The sequence below is a fragment of the Sulfitobacter sp. HI0129 genome, from assembly GCF_001635395.1.
In the GTDB taxonomy this organism is placed as follows: domain Bacteria; phylum Pseudomonadota; class Alphaproteobacteria; order Rhodobacterales; family Rhodobacteraceae; genus Sulfitobacter.
On sequence record NZ_LWGH01000049.1, the window covers coordinates 1 to 326 of the forward strand.

Below are 326 nucleotides of genomic sequence, written 5' to 3' on the forward strand. Positions count from 1 at the left end.
AAGGCACGAGACTACTTTGATCGGCGCCTTGCCGAATGGGAACAGAAGCTGCCCTGGGTCAACGGCCGTCCGCCGTTTCGCCTGCAAGAAATGGAGAAGCGCTGGGGAAGCTGCACGGCCGATGGGGCCATTATTCTAAATCCCCACCTGATCAAAGCACCACGAGAGTGCATAGACTACGTCATTCTGCACGAATTGGCGCATCTCCGGCATCACAACCACAGCCCAGAGTTCTGGAAGACCATCAAGTTTGCCGACCCAGATTGGCAAAGAAAGAAGGCGCTATTGGACGGCGCCGCTGAACAACTCACTGCCAAGTAGCATCC

Annotated in this window: 1 protein-coding gene; it reads left to right on the plus strand. The window is 55.8% G+C overall.

What is annotated here, in order from left to right; all coding sequences use genetic code 11:
* A partial coding sequence (locus A3764_RS00510) for a M48 metallopeptidase family protein (protein ID WP_150122015.1) occupies positions 1 to 321 on the plus strand: 321 nt, incomplete at its 5' end.
* Positions 322 to 326: the final 5 nt, after the last annotated feature.